Source organism: Nesterenkonia sp. CL21 (genome assembly GCF_031705515.1).
In the GTDB taxonomy this organism is placed as follows: Bacteria; Actinomycetota; Actinomycetes; order Actinomycetales; family Micrococcaceae; genus Nesterenkonia; species Nesterenkonia aethiopica.
In genome coordinates, this window is sequence record NZ_JAUTWR010000001.1 from 598,791 (window position 1) to 615,581 (window position 16,791).

A 16,791-nucleotide genomic window follows, 5' to 3' on the forward strand; every position below is an offset into this window, starting at 1 on the left:
CTATGACCGACATGATCGAAGTCGAGCGTCGAGCCGAGACGCTGGAGGAGTTCACACTTCTCCATTGGGACACGGTACAGGACGTGGCGCAACAGGTCTACCGCCGCTACCACGTCTCAACCGCCGAGGACCTGGCGGGAGACCTGTGGGTCGAGGTCACCCGGACCTTTGACAAGGCGTTCAAAGACCAAGGCCCGGAGGCGGTGCGCAAGCGCCTGTACCGCGCAGCCTCGAGGCTCCAGAGCCAGGAGCAGATCGACTACATGTACTTCTCCGGCGCGTATATCTACACGCCGCGTGAGGTGCGGGCCTACCTCGAGACCTGCGCATGGGCGCCAGAGGACGAGGTGCCCGACGTGGACGCCCGAGTCGACATGCAGCAGGCATTCCAGAAGCTGCCGCCGAAGCAGCGCCTGGCCGTCTACAAGCGCTTCGCCCTCAAGGAGCCCGCCTCCGCCCTCAGTGAGGCGGAGAAGCGCAACGAGGAGCGCGGCGTCGACAACATCACTCACACGCTGAACCGCTGGGCGAAGGAAGTCCCGGAGAAGCTCGACGTCCCGGCGGTACTGGATGAAGTGGAGCAGGCCACCACTGGCCTGCCGGGCAAGGAGCTCTATCGCGGAGCGCGGTGGGGCTACGGCAACGAGTACGGAGGAGAGCAGAGATGAGCAAGATGCACCGAACCCTGGACGTAGGACCGCTGGGCGCGCTAAGCATGATCGGCGGATCGCTCGGCGTGACGGCGATTGCCGCGTGGTCGATGAGCGGATGGTACGGGCCGATCCTCGCCGTCTTCGCCGGAGCCGTGACGCTCTTTACCGCAATGCTCATGGCGTCCGAGCCGGTGCAGGAGGATGATGGGCTTCTTTGAGCGCCATGGGCGCCATCCATACATCATCCTCGAGGGGATCGACGGCACCGGGAAGTCCACGCAGGTGGACATGCTGGACAGGCACCTGATATTCAGCCACGGCTGCCATCCGTCCCTCGCATCCGAGCCGCACTTCATGGAGACGGCGGACCACGCCCACTTGGCCCACACTGCCGACGCGAAGGCTCTCGCGTATGAGGTTGACAGGATGGACGCGGAAGAGGGCCTAGTGGATGCCATCCGCGACGGGTATCCGGTCATCCAGGACCGCTCCTTCTACTCGACCCTGGCCTATCAGAACCCCTCATGGGAGATTGCAAACTTCCTGCTCAGACCGCGTAAGCTGGAGCCGGACCTGGTCTTCCTGCTGGACATGCCCGCAGTGGCTGCCAGGAGCCGCCTGGAGGCCCGAGGGGCACTGGATGGGTACGAGGCCAGCGTCGAGTACCAGGAGGCCGTCAGGTGGCGATACAGGCAGCTCCTCGTGGGCAACCACAAGGCGCGGCTCGTGGATGCCACGCAGCCAGCGGAGTCCATCGCCTCGTACATCGCCAGCGAGGTTGACAAAGTCATGACATTATGAGAGGGTGCCGGGCATGAAGAAGAGGGGGATGGCGGCGCTCGTCGCCACGTTGATGCTTGTCGGGTGCTCCGGCTCCGACCCGGTGGGCTTCAGTGACATGACATACCCGGAGCGCCAGGCATGGCTGCACGACCTGCAGCACTACGAGAGCACTGCAGGCATGGACGATGCCGAGCTGCTGAGCATGCGCGACCTGATGCCAGCGTGCGGCGAGGACCACGACAGCGTGCAGGGCTCCTGGTATAGCCTCCTCTACGGCCCCCCGTCCTATGTCGCCCAGAGCGACATTGACGAAGCTGGACCGGAGGCCATGCGCGGTTACCGCGCCAACATGGCAGTCCGCATGCAGGTGTCCGTCGCCCATGAGTGCCCTGGCGAGTGGGGCAAGCTGCAGGACTGGCTCGAGCATCACGATCTGGACTCCCTCTAAACGACAAAAAGCCCCCTCACTGAGAGGCCATTACGGCTTCCCGGTGAGGGGGCTTTTTCGTGTTTCTGGACCCTTATGCTCCGAGCCCCTGGTCCGGCTCGTCGCCAGTGTTGGCGTCAGCCAGGCCCGGCGCGCCGAACCCGAAGACTGCAGCCAGCAGAAGGGCCACATCTCCGGCGATGTCCTCGTTGAGGAATCCGAACGAGATGAGCAGGGGGATCAGGGCCATGGAGACCCGGTACAGATACTTCCGCGTCTTGCGGTCCTTGATGAGCTTGTCAGTCATGACGCCTCCTTGTCAGGGATGAGTGGGGATGCCGAGCATGCGGCAGAACACTGGGCCGGGCACGCCGTCCACGACGCCCTGATAGGCGCCTCCACGGTTGCGCTGCTGCAGCTCCGTCACGCGGTCCTGGGTCAGGCGGCGGTAGTCGCCGTCGACCTGGAGCTTCGTGCCCTTCCAGCCATTCATGGCGCCCTGCAGCCGCTTCACCCACTCGAAGTGCGCGTCGGTCACACTGCCCCAGTGGCCGTCAGCCACGAGGCCCCCGAAGAGCTGGGCGCCCTGATAGGTCTTCACGCGGTCGGCGATGAACTTCCGGCGCTTGTAGCCAGCCTTGTCCAGGCGGGCCGTCAGCGTGGCATTCGGGTGCACGTGCTTGCCACTGGAACTGGAGCCGCCGCTGGAGGACGATCCGGAAGATGCGGACGGCGTGACCGGCGAGTCCTTGCCGATGCTGACGCCCTTAGAGGCCAGCCACTTGATGGGGTCGATCCATCCCGGAGCGCCGAGGCGCGGAGCCGCATGCACGGGGCGGTCGTGGTTCTGGGCCACGCCGAAGTGCAGGTGCACCCCGAAGTCGTTCATGGTCCGGTTGCCCGAACCACCCATGATGCCGATAACCTCACCGGCCTTCACCCGCTGGCCGGGCTTGACCCGGATCGAAGCAAGGTGGCCGTAATAGGTGCGCATCCGGTCGCCGCCGATATTCCCGTGGTCCAGCCAGATGGCGAACCCGGAGTGGTACGGGACGACCGTGCCGCGCCCAGTACGACGGACAGTGCCGTCAGCCGCCGCGTGGACCGTCACGCCAGTCTGTCCGACTCGGGGCGGAGCGTAGTCAGCCCCAGCATGCAGGGCGGTGCGGCCATTCAGGGTGCGCTGGCCGAAGGCGCTGGTGAACCGGCACCCTGCGGGCACCGGGGAGCTGAAGGTGGTCACTCTTCCTCCTCTGCGTCAGCGGGGACTCCCTCGCCGCACGCCTCGTCGCCAATCTCGTCGTCAAGCTCTGGGACCTCGATGAGGTCCTTCTCGTCGCTCATGTCTCCTCCTCGTGCGAAGACCCCCTCTGGGAAGCTCTGAGAGCCTCCTGGAGGGGGTCTTTTCGTGTTTCTGGGGCACTGGTCAGCTGAGCCCGGTGGGACCTAATGGCTCGCCGTCGCGGATCACGCGGATGGACCACGGATACACGGGGCGCGAGCCCTCGTAGTTGTGGTTCTCCCACGCCTCAAAGAGGTCCAGCCAGCGCATGAAGCCTGCGATGATGTCGCGGCTGCTGCGATTCTCGGCGGACAGCCGGGAGTTCTCGGCCTCGAGGTGCAGGTTCTCCTGCTCGAGGCTGGCCACCTTCTCTTCGAGGACCTCGAGCCGCCTGGACAGGCTGTCGTACAGAACCTGCTGGTGATTGGCCTCAGACTTGCGCTTGACGCCCTTATATCCGATCCACGCAACGGCGACCGTGACCAGGGCGCCGATTGCTCCCTGCAGCCACTCTGGCCCGCCGCTCGCTTGAACCTCGGAGGCGGAGCCCGCGATTGCCAGAATCATGCAGCCTCCTCGCGGGTGCAGCGGTCGATCAGGGTATTCAGGTCGCCTGGGTCCTCAACAGGCTCGACCTCGGGCACCTCGTCGGGCTCGTCGTCCCCCAAGGGGTTCACGGGGTTGCCCGTGAGGCTATGAAGGAATCGAGCCTTGCGCCTACGGACCTCCGGGAGCAGTGGCTCCAGGACTGCGCGAGCCTTGGCCCTGTCCTCCTGGGCCATGAATGCCTCGCCGCCGTGGTTCTCCACCGACTGCGGCCGCTCCTCCACGGTCATGGTCGCGGGCCTTGCGCAGATGCTGGCCTTCGTGGGGCAGGCGCACGCCATGCGGCTGCGAGCCTTGTCGCGGCACCTGGCCAGCAGGGAGTCGCAGTCCCGCGTGGCGCCGATGGGCTCCATGACCGCGCGCCGGGCGGCGAGGGCGCCCCGGAGGGCAGGGGATCGAGGGTCCTCGGCTGTGCCCTCTTGGAGCGCCCGGAATACCTCCGACTCGCGGGCCACCTCCCGATGCTGAAGGACGGCGAATGCCTCGGTCCATGCGTTCTCGCCGGTGCGCTCGTCGGGCTCGGGCTCTGTGCCCAGCGCTGCCACTCGCAGGATGGCCTCGAGCGTGTCGATAGCATCCGTGTGGCCGAGCAGCTCGGACCACGAGGCGATGGCGTCGAGGTCCACTTGGTGCTCCTCGCCTATGCCATCGCCCGCCACCCATCGCGCGACTATCAGCGGGCGCTCATCGTCTGCTGACGCCTCGATAGTGATGTCCATGTTGTCTCCTAGTTACTGCCAGATGCCCAGGTAGTAGACCCAGGTCTGCACGTCGCCGCCGTTCTCGTCGGGGGCGCGCACGATGTAGCGGAACGAGCTCGCACTGACGCCAGCTGACGACACGATGGAGGTCCTCCAGTTGTCGTACCCCAGGCCGGTGTTGGCGACATGGGACGAGAGGATCATGCGCCGCACGCCAGAAATGGCAGGCGTCCCGAACGTCACCGTGGAGCGCGTGGCCGCGCCGGGCGACAGGGTGCTGGATGAGGTGGTCCCCACCGTGAACGTGTCGATCCCCGCAGGCTCGTCAGGCATGCGCCCCTGGTACCGGGTGCGCGGGCCGTCCGGGATGATCCCGGCGTGCTGCGTTGAGGACGACGTGAGCACGCGGACGCCGCCAGCTAGCGTGTTGATCTGACTGCCCCATGCGCTGATGTTGCGGGAGAACTCGCCGTGGGTCGCGTGGAAGCGGCCCGTGCGGATGTCGCCATGTACCCGCAGCATGGAGCGCAGCTGCGGAACGTCGCTCGTTCGGCCAGGGCTGATGCGCATCTGGCCGTTGTCGTCCACCCAAATCTTGGGGGTGATGACCTGGTTCGAGTTGTTCGGCTGAAACTCCAGGTAGGCCGTCTCGAACTGCGAGGTGACCTCGCCGGGGCTATCGGCGTCCTCCCACCCAGTGGTGAGCGTGACGGTGCCGTAGTCGATGTTGACGCCCTCGGAGCCGGAGCCCGAGTCGAATCCAGCCTCGATGCGGCCCGTGAGCACGTTGTTCTGGCCGTCGAGCCGGATTGACACGTCGCCGCTGCCGTCGTAGATCGTGAAGTCGCCACCAGGGTTGAGCTTCCATCCCTGGTTGTTCGCGCTGTGGGACTGGACCAGCGGCGAGGTCATCACGTGGCCCTCGTAGCTGTTGGCCCTGATCTGGTCGGCGTCAATCTCGATGAATCGACCCGTACCAACTGCGAGGTCCTGCATCTTGGCGGAGTCGGCGGCCAGGTCCTGTGTATCCACATGGGGAGCCTTGACCGCGCCGTCCTCGATGAGCACAGAGCCAGTCATCGGTCGCACCGTCGGGTTGGCGATGATGAACTGTCCGCCCGTGTACCCCTGGAGTCTCATCTGGAGGTAGAAGTACGCCTCGCCGTAGTCGTCGCCCCAGATGCTGCCCTCGACCCGCGACCAACCGCCACCTTGGTCCGTCATGATGTTGTAGCTGGTCCCGTGCGGCCCCATAGTGCCGGACTGGTACGCGCCGGTTTCGTCGGTGCGGATGAACCATATGCGCGCATCATCGGCGCCTGACGCCGCCGCAGAGTTTCGGTACACGTCGAACGAGTAGTAGTACTGCGTGCCAGGCTGCAGCACCCACGGCCGCTCCTGATTGGAGACGTAGATGTCCCCGCTCGAGAGGTTCGAGTGCAGGTAGACGGCGCGACCCCGGCTTGCAGTGCCGAACTCTGGCTCGGCGGCGCCGCTGGTTGTCCACCACTCAGTGTCCCGAAACTCAGGGTCACCAATCATGTTGTCTATGTTGGTGATGCGCAGCTTGGACGCCGAGATGGTGTTGTTCTTCAGCAGGATGCCGTCGATCATCGCCTCGTCAGCGTCGAGGAGCCGCGCCCGAAGGAGGTTGGTCTCGAGTCGGTCAATGAAGCCCGTCTCCGCCGAGAGGTCGATGGTGTCGATGTGGCGAGCCTTGATGCTTCCATCCACCGTCAGCTCGCCGTTGTTCATGCGGGTCACGTGAACGTTGCCAATGCCCCGCGAGGCGCCGGTGGCGCCAGAGCCCTTGATCCACTGGAAGCTCCCGATTGCCGCGCCCTCGGGGACGGTGACAATCGTCTCAGCCCATTGCTGGTTGCCTACGGACTCCCAGCGGTAGTAGTCCGTCCACAAGACGCCGTTCTGGTCCCCGTCCTGGAAGCGCACGCGGAAACGAAAGTCGTCGCTGGCGCTCCAGCCTGCGTAGCGAAGAACCTGCCAGCGAATCCGCAGCTGCTCGCCCGGCGTGACCTTGATCCACCTGTTGGCAAACAGGTGCCCGCCGTACCACAGCTGCGACCCCTCGCTGAGGTTGTCCGGGTTGAACCGAACGAACTGCGTGTGGGGGTCGCCCCAGTCCGCACTCACCAGCTCCCAGGTGTTCGCAGCATTTGAGTACCAGCCAGGCAAGTCCTGGGCAGGGTCGCCAGGCTCGTAGAAGGTCTCGAACGTGAGGTCTCGGACCAGGTTGTGCGGGTCCGTGATGGCGAGGCGGTGAATTGTCTCGTCGGCCCGAGCCAGCCCGTCCGAGATGTCCTGCTCCAGCGAGTCCTGGCGGTCTCGCAGTCCGTCAATCGCCTCGGGGTCCCACTCATCGTTCCACTGCTGGCGGAAGTCATTGAGGTCCGACTGCACGTCAGAAACCGCGCCGCTGAGGTCCTGGTCCAGACGCTCCATGCGCCCGTCGAGCTCCTTGAGCTCCTCGCGGATGGACTCGGCGTCCACTGGGAGGGTCGGGGTCACGGTCACCGTCTCGGACCACGGGGACTCATTGCCCGTAGTGTCGACGGAGGTTAGCCAGAACTCGTGCGGGACGTCGAAGGCGAGGGCGCCTGTCGTCTGGCTCCCTTCCTCCATGAAGCGGGCCAGGCGTCGCGGGTCTCCCGGCTCACCCTCGGGGTCGTCCACTGGGTGCATCTGACGCACCCAGGCGAAGACATGCGACAGGTCCTCGGGGATCGGTCCAGTCAGGCTCCCGTTCCAGCCGAACGTCACGTAGCCCTGGTTCTCATCCACCACGGGTGCGGTGGGCGTAGGCGGGGGAGTGAAGTCGGTGGGGAGGGTGAGCTGCAACGGGGTGGACCAGCGGGAGTATCGCCCGTTGCGGTCCACCAGCCGGATGCGGAACTCCCAGCGGGCGCCAGCGACCAGGCCCTCAACGGCCACCTCGAGCTCGCCCGTGTAGTCCTCTACGGCGAGACGCTCCCATGCGGTGCCCTGGTCCAGGTTGCGCCCGTGGAGTTCGTACTGCTGCCAGTAGGGCTCAATGTCGCCAGGGTGCTCGGGCGGCTCCTGCTCCGCCTCGGTGAGCTCGTCGTCCTCGTCGGGCAGGTCCAGCTCGTCGTCCAGCTCGGGGAACTCTTCGTAGTTCTCATCGACCTCCGCCCAGCTGTCCACTGGGTCGAGCATCTGCGTTGCCATTTAGGCTCCCTCGTATTCCTCGTCGTCCATGTAGTCCTCGGCGTCGGCTGCGTCGTCGTACAGCTCGGCGTCCTCGGGCACGGGGACGTCTGCAGTGGAGACCTGCGCGGACACGTGCACCTGGGGGCGCCCGGCCTCGTTGAAGCGCACGCTGGCGCCCAGGGAGGTAATCTCCGGGGCGCGCAGGGCGGACTGAGGCAGCTCGCCAGGGTCCAGTGCCGGGTTCATTGGGATCAGGCCCTGGATGTGGTCAGAGCCGCCCGTGATCTTGTTCAGGGTGCGGGCGTACTTGACCGGGCGGTTCGTGGTGCGCGTGCCAAGCCGGACGGTGGCCACGATGGGGTCCTCGTCGCTCTTCTTCTCCACGATGATCTGAGTGACCTTGCGGGGTGCGTTCCCGTCGTGGTCGTAGACGGTGACGGTGTGCCCCGGCTGGTAGTCCAGCATCGGGAGAGGGCCGCTGGGCCTGACGATGGTCTGCCGCGAGGAGTCGATCACGTAGCGGTTGGCGCGACGGTCGCGCTCCTCCTGCGTCAGGCTGATCGCCGTGTCCAGGTCGGTGGCGTCGGACTCGCTAATGCCGCCCTCCCACAGCCCCCAGGGGGTCTGGTTGGCGGCGCGGTCGCGGTGCCGGTACGTGTAGCGGTTGAGCCCCGTTGAGTCCAGCACGAAGCTGACCGTCTGGTGCTCAGAGTGGTCAACCTCCTGCGGAGCCTCCAGCACGTCGACACCCAGTCGGAGAGAGACGCGCCGGGTCTGGTCGACCTCGAGGCCCCCCTTGCGCACCAGACGCAGGTTGCGGCCACCGCCTCCGGGGGCAATTCCGCCCATCTGCCAGTCCAGGATGCCCTTCTCGCGGAAGTCCTGAATGACGTCCCAGATGCTCGAGTTGAGAGGAATCTCCCAGTTCTGCTGCGGAGCGAAGCTGGTCCAGGCTCGGTCCTTGCTGTCATGGGTGCTGGTCCAGGCGCGGTAGATGCCCTTGGCGATGCGGACGCGCAGGGCGTAGGGGCTGTCCGGCCAGCCGGGGGTCGATTCCCCATGGTTCACATACCCCGCGTCACGCTCGATACCCTCTCGCCACAGGGTCGTGAGCACGCGGCCCGGCGTCCTGTTGTGGAAGTGCCGCGTGCCGTTGCGGGAGCTCTCGCGCGCTGCGCGCTGGGCTGACGCCAGGTTCGACTGCGCCCTGCGCATGGCCCGGCGCGCTCGGTCGATCTGAGGGCCAAGCTCGCGCAGGGTCTCCTTGTCCGACTGGGTCATGCTGTCGCCGCTCGTCATGGAGAGGCGCACGAACTTCCCACGGTCAGTGGAGTACCACCAGAGCGAGCCATTGCGTGCGGCGTCGCTGACGATGGAGCGGCCGCGAGCCTTGCCCTGTCGAGCAATCCAGGTGACGCCACGGACTGCCCAGTTGGGGCCGTGGTAGATGTCTGGCCAGTGGGCCTCCTGCACGCGCTTCGCGGTGCGGTCAAACTGGCTCATAAGGGACTCGTACTCGGACTCAGCCTCGTCGTACCGCTCCTGGGCCTGGTCGAGCTCGCGGTTGAGCCGGACCGCCGTGTTGAACTGGTCGGCCACGCGGACGCGAATCTTCTCCAGCAGCCAGGAGATGCTGACACAGGTGAAGCTGATCTTATTGGTCTCGTCCACCATGTCCTCAAGGTGCTTCATGACCATGAATCGCGAGTTGGGCGGCTCGAGCCATGCCTCGCGGCGGGGGTCCCACCAGCGGAGGACAATCTCGTAGTTGCCGGTGGCCAGCTTGGCGACCGCCGGGTCGTCCTTGTAGGTGGAGAAGGTCAGGGCGTTGTGCTCCGAGCCGTCGCCGTAGGAGGCCGAGATGTCGAAGGCGTAGCGAATCGGCTCGCGGACGGACTCCCGCGCCGGAGTGTCCGGGGCGTTGATCCAAAGCATGATGTCGGGGTCGGTGGCGACCCCTTCGTCCACATTGGGGACAGTTGTCATTTGCGTTCCTCCATTGCGGCGGGTGAAGGGTGCTCAGAAGAAGCGGGGGTTGTACCGGATGCGCACCTGGCACGCCTGCGGAGCGTTGATGGTGATGCGCCCGATCCGGTCGCCGGAGCTCGAAACTCCGGGGTTGACGAGCAGGGCCGAGCCCTGGGGGCGCCCGAGCTCCGAAATCATCTGGGCGTCGTTGAGGTTCGCGCCCCAGTTGGGTCCCGTGGCGGTCCCAGCGAGGGAGGACATGCGGGACTCCATGTCGAGAATCCACCAGGACTCAGTCCACCGGGCCAGCTCGAACCCGACACCTGCGGTGTTCTTGAAGCTGGTGCCCGCCTCTAGGCGCCCGTCAGCCGAGCGGACAGCCAGCATCGCGTCCCACACTGGGGCGGTGCCCATGGGGAGGTCGACTGCGGTGTCCGCGTTGGCAGGAACGTCGACGCGGACCTCCTGCTGCTCGGTCAGCCAGGTGCCCTCGGGGTTCTCAAAGACCAGGTCGTACTCTGCCCAGCGGGCGTCTCGGTCCACCTCGGCCTCGCTGGAGGAGAGGAAGCGGCCCGTGCACCACTGCGTGCCCATGGTCTGGTCGGCCTCGCCGTAGGGGAAGTGCTCGAAGTCGGTGAAGGTGCGCTCCAGCCGCAGCTGACCGAGCCCGGCCTGGTTGCCGATCTGAGTCCTGAACATGAACTCGTTGACGTTGGCCTCGATGAAGCTCAGTCGCTCCTCCCAGCTGCCGCCCATCTGCCCGTAGCGCGGGTCTCGCGGGTCTGAGCACACTGCGACGAATCGCATGGCCAGGCGCACGGTGCGCGGCTCGATGGGTGCGAACTGGGCCAGCGACTCCCCGTGCTGGCCAGGCCGGGTGAAGCGCGTGGCCCGGAGGCCGGGGAACTGGGGCAGCAGGGCGGTGTCCGTGCGGAGGTGCCAGGCCCCAGGGAAGGCTGCAGTAGGGTCGTCCGCCCACCGGGCATCGGTGCACTTCACGCCCTGAATCACGTAGTCGAATGAAGACAACGCAAATACCTTTCGTAGGTGCGCAGAAGGCCCCCTGGCGGCTCGGAAGAATGTCCTTGCCGCCAGGGGGCCTGCGCTCTATGGGAGGCCCGCAGAAGGGCGCTCAGACCCCCGCGAAGGTCTCGTCCCCGGAGGAGACGAACTCGAGGGAGCGCTGCAGGCGCCTGCTGTTGGACTCCTGCTGCGGGTAGTAGTTCGTCTGGTTGATGACGACCCGACCCTCGGTGGAGCCAGTGTCACCACCCACCACGCCGCCGTCCTCGAAGGCTCCGAGCCTGCGGCCCGTCTCCTCCCAGATGGCGAGGGAGCGAGCCCGCTTGGACGCAGCCAGCGGAATGTATGCTTCGCCGCCCGTCTCGGGCTCAGCCCAGATGCGGTACGTGGTCGACGGCTTAGCGATCTGCGCCGTGTGATTCTCGAAGCCTCCGTCAGCGAATGCCTTCACCGAAGGGAAGATGTTGCCGTTGGCGGAGCGCACCGACTTGATCGCTGCGGCAGCTGCCCCGACGCCGGTAGCCACTGCCCGGATGCGGACGGTGCGGTTCGGGATCGACAGAATCTGTCGACGCGCATTGGCTGCCACGCGAGAGATTCCATCCAGCGCCATGAGGCGGGACTGCCACTGCTGCGGGATGGCCTGGACCGTCCGCATGGCAGCCTCGGCCAGCCGGATGAAGACGACCTGGTTTCGGACGTCCAGAGTCGAGTGCCAGCTCTCCGGGATGTTGCGCACGGAGGACTCGGCTTCGCCAGCGCGGCCCCAGATGTCGCCAGCCGCGTTGAGCGTGGAGGTCTCGCTCTTGGGGATGCCGACGATGGCCTCGCGGGCGTCGTGAGCCCGAGACCAAACGTCGCCCTGTGCGGTGAGCGTTGAGACCTCGCTCTTCGGGATGCCTCGGATGGCCTCGGTGGCGTCACCGGCCCGGCTCCAGATGTCACCCCGCGCGCGCAGCTCGGAAGCCACGTGCGGCGGGATGTTGTCCAGTGCCAGGCGAGCGTTGTCCGTGCCACCCATGAACTCGGCGAGTCCGTTGAGGGAGACATGCGGAGAGGCCGTGCGGAGGTCGAGGTCCGTGACCGACTGAGTGAGGAAGTCAATCTCGGGCGTCGCCTGGTCATCCAGCTCGACAAAGGGCCGAGCCTCCTGGCCGTTCAGCAGGTCGAGGTTCTCGACCAGGTCCTTGATCCGGGTCTCGGCATCCTCTGGGTCATCCAGGCCGAGGGCGATGCGGATTGACCGGTCCAGGTTCTCGATAGTCTCGGCAAGGTTGCCGATGGTCTCCTGGAGGGTCTCGCCCCCATTCTCGTGGAACTCGACCGTCTTCTCCCAGTCGATCCCTTCCATCCCATCGAAGATGTCCTGAAGGGCCTGCTTGGCTTCGTCGGGGTTGGCCCCCAGCCACGCCTCGGCGGTCTCCTGATCCCACTGCACGAGCAGCTCGTAGGCAGAGTCGACATCCTCCGTCTGGAGGATTGCTCCGAGGATGGCGGCGTAGTCGCCATTGTTCCACTCCTCACCCATGCCCTTGATTCGAGCCAGCGCCTCGACCGCATTGTGGTCGTTGGCATCGAGGGTGGCGAGCCACTCGTTGGCCTCGAAGTTCATCAAGACCAGCTCGAGGTTCGACACCGCCAGGTACGCCTGGTCGGGGTTGGCGGCGATGAACGCCATCCACTCGGCCTGGTCGATCTTCAGGCCAGCCTCGTTGAGCTTCGTGAGCCCGTCGTAGGCAGCCTCAATCTCGCCGTCAGCCAGGTTGGTCAGCTGGAGCACGACCTCGAGGTCGTCAACGTCCTGGAGCTGCTGCATCTCAGCCCGGAAAATCTCGGCTTCCTCGTTCGACATCTTGGCCGACGAGATGAAGTCCTCGATTGCTCCGTCGATGCTCTGGTATGCCTCCTTGCCTGCCTCGATGGCGTCGGCGTGGTCCGCGCCTGCGTTGATGGCCTCGTTGTACGCATCCAGGGCTCGGGACATAGCCAGGTCGTGCAGTTGCTGCGTCCCCTGGATAGCCAGGTTCTGCCGCTCTGACATGGACTCGAAGTCCTTGGCGATGCCGTCAGTCGAGCTGCCGACCACGCGGCCGGTCTCCATGACGCTGTCCTGCGCCATGTTGTTGGCGGTCATCATCGCACCCTCGTAGTGCGACCATGCCTCCATGGCGACCTCAGCCTGGCGGTACGCCTCGCCGCCCATCATCTGCATGGCGGTGCGCATGCCGGAGAGCTGCTGCTCGATATTGGCGCCGTCAGCCCCGATCTGGGCGATTGCCTGCGAGAACTGCCGCGCACCCTCGGAGCCCTCATAGAAGGACTCACCGTTGCGCTTCATCTCGTCCGCCAGCGCACGGGCGCCTGCGGCTGTCGCGGGCAGGGCATCTGCGGCCTCATCGGTGGCAGCCGCCCACATGGCAAACTTCGCCTGGCCCAGGTCAAGCGCATCGCTAGTGGCGTTCAGGTCCTTGAGTAGGTCCCCAAAGAGGTTGTTGCCAAAGAAGCGAAGGCCGTCGCCCTGCTCCATGATCTTGTCCACCTGCTCGACAGACAGCCCGAACGCCTCGGCTGCGGCTCGAACGTCATCCATGCCGATCTCGGCCTTCTTCATGACGGCGTCGATGCCACCGATGGTGCCCTCCGCCTGCTTCCAGGCGCGGGCGTACTGGTCGAGGCTGTCGGCGTGCTTCAGCCACACCTCCGGGTCGCCCCCGGATGCGAGGTCATCCAGCATGTTGGAGAAGTCGATGTTGGCGCCAACCTCGTGGGCGGCACGGCTCAGCGCAGTCATCGAGTCGGCCATCTCGTCAATGACCTGAGACCGCAGCATCGCCTCGTCGCCCTCACGGAACGCCTCGAACATGCGCTCACCCGCCTGCTCGGCCTCGGCTGCGCGCTGCCGAACGAGGCCGATGGACGTGATGAGTCCGACCAGAGCAAGTCCTGGCGCGCCTCCGATGAGGCCGTACATGCCTCGAAGAAGACCTGCGGTGCCACGTGCGGCAGTCCCGAGCGCCTGAACGGCGGGGGTTGCCACAGTGCGCATGGAGGTGGCCACGCTTGACGCCGCCGTGGCTGCAGCGGACTGCAGGCCAAGGAACGTCGAGCTCCAGCCCTGTCGCGTGAAGACGCGCTGACCGATGGTTCCCAGCGTGGCGTTCACTCGACCGGCTGCCCGCTCAGCGGACTGCTGCATGCCAGTGAATGCCAGGTTGGCGTTGGCGGTCATGCGACTCCAGCCGGACTGTGCCCCCGAGCCGATGCGGCCAATGGCCGTGTTGACGCCGGAGATGGCACGCTCCGCGTTGGCGCGTGCGCCGTCGAGGGTGAAGGCGCGACGCAGAGACTCGCCAGTCCGCTGGGCCTGCTGCTGGACTCGCTGCAGGGCGGTCAGCTGGGCATTCAGGGGTCCAGTGAGCCGGGAGGAGTCCACGATGCGCTGGTCATAGAAGCCCATGAGGCGGTCGTATCGACCTGCCCCCATCGACCCCATGGCCCTGCGCTGAGCCTCGCCCAGGTTGCGGATGTTGCGCTGCGCCGCGATGAGCGAGGCGTTCATGCGGTCCATGGATGCTGCCCCACCGGCCGCGTAATTTGCGATGCCCGCGAGGGGTCGCTCTGCCGCTCGCCCCAGGGAGGCGAACCCGGTGCGCATGGCGCCGAGAGTGCGGCCAAACACGGTCTGTGCCGTGCGGGCCTCAGTGGCCATCACGCGAGACATCCTGCGGGACGCCTCTGCCGTGCGGTCGAAGCGCGTGGCCACGCCAGCGAGGGCGTTGTCCACGGCCTGAATCTGCGCCACGTAGCGCGGCCCACCGAAGGCTCCGGCTTCACGCGCCCTGTTGGCCCGATGGAAGGCCTCCAGCTTGGTCGCCGCCCGGCCCACGGCGTTGCCGAAGGCGGGGAGCCAGCGGGTCATAACCGCCAGCATGGAGAGGAAGACCTGCATCTGCCCCGGCAGGCTGTTGAACCAGCCGAAGAGCGTTTCCAGCACAGGGAACACGAAGGTGTTCAGGTTGTGCCGGACGGTGTGGCCCATGTTGTCGATGAACTGCGTCAGCGGGTCAACCATCGCCACCAGGTAGGGGCCAAGGCGAGTCGCCGCGTCGGAGAACATGCCCATGAGGGTGTTGATCCCCGGCGCCATCTCGCGAATGATTTCGCCGACCAGCGTGCCCAGCTCACCAAGCACTGTGCCGATGGACTGGAAGGCAGGCTCGAGGGTGATGAGCGAGTCGCGCACGCCCTCGAAGAGGTCGACCGATCCGCGCTGGAACACCGGGTTCTCGATGATTTCAGCCAGGCGGAACAGGCCCTCTCGGGCCACCTCACCGATGGCGATGGAGAGGCTGCGCGCCCACCAGTGGGCCTCCATGAATGCGCCAGCCAGGCGCTCAACACCCGTCCAGGTGTCACGTGCGCCGATGGCCATGCCCTCGAAGATGTTGCCCATCTGGACCTGCCATGCGGGGTCCTGCATGACATCACGCGCCCGCTCAAGGCCGCGCACAAAGGCGGGGAGGCCCTCGATGCCAGCGCGGCGGGCAGCCTGCGTCAGTCCAGCGAAGATGCCGCCGAGTGCGCCAGAGGCCCGGACCAGCTGATGGATGACATTGACGCCCTGGGTGATCCAGCGCTCAATGTGGCCCATCTCGATGGCCCACTGAGTCCACTGATTCAGGCCGCTCATGAGCTGGCCGAAGTCGTGGCCCAGCCGGGGAAACAGGCTGGAGGCTCGCATGCCGACGCTCACGAAGGCGTCGACCAGCTCAACGGCACCATCGGCGATGCCCTCGAACATGTTGTTGATGTTCTTGAATGCGGCGCCCAGCTGCCCCGACTCGGCCCAGGTCTGCGCCAGGTCGAGCATGCGAGAGAGGCCGTCGCCGTAAATCTGCGCCGTGCGGTTCATGTTCTCCTCGAGAACAGGACCCACGGTCTCGGTGAAGCGAGTGATTTCGTCCGCCATCTCGCCCCAGAAGCCGTCCTGGACGGACTCGTTGACAGCCTCGGAGAGGTCATTGATGGCGTGTACTGCGCGCTGCGCGTTAGGCGGGAGCTCCTCGAGCGCGCCGGGGATGCCCTCGAGCGCGTCGCCGAAGCCGGACCAGATCGTCCGGTGGACGTGGAAGCCAGCCCATGCCGCCAGAATGGCGGTGGGTGCGGCTGCGATCAGGCCGAATGCGCGGCTCAGGTCGGCTGCAGTCACCAGCGCTCCGCCGAGGGCGTGGCCGATGACGTTGACAGCCGATCCGATGATCGTGCCCATCGCGGCGATCTTCGTGCCGTAGACGTCGAGCTGCTGCGTGAGCTTCTCGAAGGTCTCGATCATCTCGTCCATGTCGCCCAGACCGGCCATGGAGCGCAGGCCACCGCGCACGGTGTTCCAGGCCCTGCGGCCCAGGTCCACGCGGAGGCGGACCACGCGGTCCCGAGAGAGCGCCAGCAGCTGGGCCTCGACGGCCAGCCAGCCGCGCAGAACCGGACGCATCTCGACGCTGTAGGGCCGAGAGCCCACCATCTGGAGCTGCGCCAGGGTCGCCAGCAGGGAGCTGCGGTCCACGCGAGTGCGGACAGGGATGGGGCGGACGGCAGTGCGCATCGCCGCGTTGGCAGCTGCGGCCGAGGTCATGTCAGGGTTGGCCTCGAGGTCGACGCCGACCCCCTGGGCCTCCAGCTGCGTGCGGAAGCGCTCGAAGGTAGCCTCTGCCGAGGTGGTAGAGAGCTCGAGCTCTGCCTTCAGCTCGTCAATGCGCTCCTCGAGGCGGTCGAAGTCCTCGGAGTTCACACCGAGCTTCACGTCCTCCATGGAGCGCTGCATGCGGCGCATCTGCTCGCTCAGTCGGTCGACATCCTTGCCCATGGAGCGGGTGTCGTCGGACATCTGGGAGAACGCCTGCATAGCGCGCTCAATCCCGCGAAGCCGGTCGTCAAGATCAATCTCGGCGTCCACCTTGATGGGGCGCCGGTTCATGTCGCGCTCCGCCTGCTGCTTTTCTCGCATGGCCTGCGAGCGGTCGAGGTCGACCTCGCCCTCTGCGGTGATAGGACCCTGACGCCGGATGTCGTTCTGCGCCCTGCGCCGGAATCCGTCAGCGTCGGGCTCGACCTTGATGTAGACGGAGCCGATCTGGCGTGCCATGTGAATTCCCTTCTAGAGAC

12 protein-coding genes are annotated in these 16,791 nt (G+C 66.1%); 4 read left to right on the top strand and 8 right to left on the bottom strand.

Going from position 1 to position 16,791, the window contains the following annotated elements:
- Positions 1 to 2: 2 nt before the first annotated feature.
- The 4 genes from Q7C18_RS02680 to Q7C18_RS02695 are packed head-to-tail and all read left to right on the top strand — an operon-like array spanning position 3 to position 1,884.
- Positions 3 to 668, top strand: a complete 666-nt coding sequence (locus tag Q7C18_RS02680) for a hypothetical protein (protein ID WP_311024030.1) — start codon at positions 3 to 5, stop codon at positions 666 to 668.
- Positions 665 to 871, top strand: coding sequence for a hypothetical protein (locus Q7C18_RS02685; protein ID WP_311024032.1), 207 nt, complete (start codon positions 665 to 667; stop codon positions 869 to 871). Before Q7C18_RS02680 ends, Q7C18_RS02685 begins: the two co-directional genes overlap by 4 nt.
- Positions 855 to 1,454 (top strand): hypothetical protein, encoded by a 600-nt coding sequence (locus Q7C18_RS02690; protein WP_311024034.1) that lies wholly within the window; start codon positions 855 to 857, stop codon positions 1,452 to 1,454. Before Q7C18_RS02685 ends, Q7C18_RS02690 begins: the two co-directional genes overlap by 17 nt.
- A gap of 28 nt (positions 1,455 to 1,482) precedes the next feature.
- Positions 1,483 to 1,884 carry a hypothetical protein gene (locus Q7C18_RS02695; RefSeq protein WP_311024036.1) on the top strand — a complete coding sequence of 134 codons (402 nt, stop codon included), beginning with the start codon at positions 1,483 to 1,485 and terminating at the stop codon, positions 1,882 to 1,884.
- 73 nt (positions 1,885 to 1,957) lie between these two features.
- Here Q7C18_RS02695 and Q7C18_RS02700 read toward each other — a convergent pair whose 3' ends face one another.
- The 8 genes from Q7C18_RS02700 to Q7C18_RS02735 all read right to left on the bottom strand — a co-directional run bounded on the left by Q7C18_RS02700 (position 1,958) and on the right by Q7C18_RS02735 (position 16,771).
- Positions 1,958 to 2,170 carry a hypothetical protein gene (locus Q7C18_RS02700; protein ID WP_311024037.1) on the bottom strand — a complete coding sequence of 71 codons (213 nt, stop codon included), beginning with the start codon at positions 2,168 to 2,170 and terminating at the stop codon, positions 1,958 to 1,960.
- A gap of 12 nt (positions 2,171 to 2,182) precedes the next feature.
- The gene (locus Q7C18_RS02705) at positions 2,183 to 3,106 is read right to left on the bottom strand and encodes a M23 family metallopeptidase (protein ID WP_311024038.1); all 924 of its coding nucleotides are present in this window, start codon (positions 3,104 to 3,106) and stop codon (positions 2,183 to 2,185) included.
- Between the two features lie 183 nt (positions 3,107 to 3,289).
- Positions 3,290 to 3,712, bottom strand: coding sequence for a hypothetical protein (locus tag Q7C18_RS02710; protein WP_311024039.1), 423 nt, complete (start codon positions 3,710 to 3,712; stop codon positions 3,290 to 3,292).
- The gene (locus tag Q7C18_RS02715) at positions 3,709 to 4,470 is read right to left on the bottom strand and encodes a hypothetical protein (protein WP_311024041.1); all 762 of its coding nucleotides are present in this window, start codon (positions 4,468 to 4,470) and stop codon (positions 3,709 to 3,711) included. Before Q7C18_RS02715 ends, Q7C18_RS02710 begins: the two co-directional genes overlap by 4 nt.
- A gap of 12 nt (positions 4,471 to 4,482) precedes the next feature.
- Positions 4,483 to 7,656 carry a hypothetical protein gene (locus Q7C18_RS02720; RefSeq protein ID WP_311024043.1) on the bottom strand — a complete coding sequence of 1,058 codons (3,174 nt, stop codon included), beginning with the start codon at positions 7,654 to 7,656 and terminating at the stop codon, positions 4,483 to 4,485.
- Positions 7,657 to 9,624 (bottom strand): hypothetical protein, encoded by a 1,968-nt coding sequence (locus Q7C18_RS02725; RefSeq protein WP_311024044.1) that lies wholly within the window; start codon positions 9,622 to 9,624, stop codon positions 7,657 to 7,659.
- 33 nt (positions 9,625 to 9,657) lie between these two features.
- Complete coding sequence (locus Q7C18_RS02730) at positions 9,658 to 10,635, bottom strand: hypothetical protein (protein WP_311024045.1); 978 nt, start codon at positions 10,633 to 10,635, stop codon at positions 9,658 to 9,660.
- 103 nt (positions 10,636 to 10,738) lie between these two features.
- Positions 10,739 to 16,771: a hypothetical protein gene (locus tag Q7C18_RS02735; protein WP_311024046.1), complete on the bottom strand. Its 6,033-nt coding sequence runs from the start codon at positions 16,769 to 16,771 to the stop codon at positions 10,739 to 10,741.
- Between the last annotated feature and the right edge of the window lie 20 nt (positions 16,772 to 16,791).